1 protein-coding gene is annotated in these 918 nt (G+C 68.8%); it reads right to left on the minus strand.

Annotation, left to right across the window (positions count from 1 at the left end; genetic code table 11):
* Positions 1-9: 9 nt before the first annotated feature.
* The gene (locus D7V88_RS41640; protein WP_120545973.1) at positions 10-732 is read right to left on the minus strand and encodes a TetR/AcrR family transcriptional regulator; all 723 of its coding nucleotides are present in this window, start codon (positions 730-732) and stop codon (positions 10-12) included.
* Positions 733-918 lie beyond the last annotated feature (186 nt).

The following is a 918-nucleotide window of genomic DNA, read 5'->3' on the forward strand; positions in this document are numbered from 1 at the left end:
CGATGCGAGTCACTCGGCGTCCGCGATGCGCTCGAGCAGTTCGCTCAACAGCAGGCTTTCGCCTTTGGAGAGGACACGGATCCTGTCCAGGGAGGCACGCAGCGCCGCGGCCACCGCGCGGACCTCCGCGTTCGCCGGTGTCGCCGCCTCGCTCGTGATGGCCGCCACGGTCGCCTCGCGCGCGGCCTCGGAGAGTCCGAGGTCGCGCTGTCCTTCGGGCTGGCGCAGGAGCGTGAGCACGGCCCCGGTGCCCATCGACACCACGAGTCCGAGCGCCCGCTCCTCACTGACCCGCAGTCGGCCCGCGAGCGCGATGTTCCGGATGCGCCGCCGCAGGACATCCTCCCCGTCCCCGACAGCGGAGGGCTGCGACGCCAGCGCCGGGTCGCTGCTCATGAGCGCGAACAGCCCTGGATGGCTGAGGCCGAACGCGACGTGCATGTCCCAGCCATCGCGAAAGTCCTGGAGCGGGTCGGGGTGCGGTGCGCGCGCGGACTTCTTCGACACGTAGCTCGTCATCGCGTGCTCGATGACGGCGGCGAGGAGGCCGCGCTTGTCGCCGAAGAGCCGGTAGAGGGTCGGCGCCTGCACACCCGCGGCGGCGGCCACTGCACGCGTGGTCGCGGCATCCGGACCTCCGGAGGAGATGAGCTCCGCGGCGGCGGCGATGATGCGCGCTCGCACATCGGGGCCCTCGGCGTCTTCCGCAGCGACCTTCTCGCGGTCCTTCATGGGGCTGGAATAACACGCGGCCACTGGACCGCCGATAACAGCGACTTGATAACGGCGTTAACGGCCGCTAAGTTATCGCCGGAAACGACAATTCGTTTCCACTGATAATGGAAGGGGCGTTCGATGATCGTCGTGACCGGAGCAACAGGACAGCTCGGCCGTCTTGTCGTGGAGCAACTCGTCACC

The organism is Corallococcus terminator (assembly GCF_003611635.1).
Taxonomy (GTDB): Bacteria; Myxococcota; Myxococcia; order Myxococcales; family Myxococcaceae; genus Corallococcus; species Corallococcus terminator.

Excerpts from the sequence above, each read along its gene's own strand:
- D7V88_RS41640 (WP_120545973.1), bottom strand. The coding sequence starts at position 732 with ATGAAGGACCGCGAGAAGGTCGCTGCGGAAGACGCCGAGGGCCCCGAT.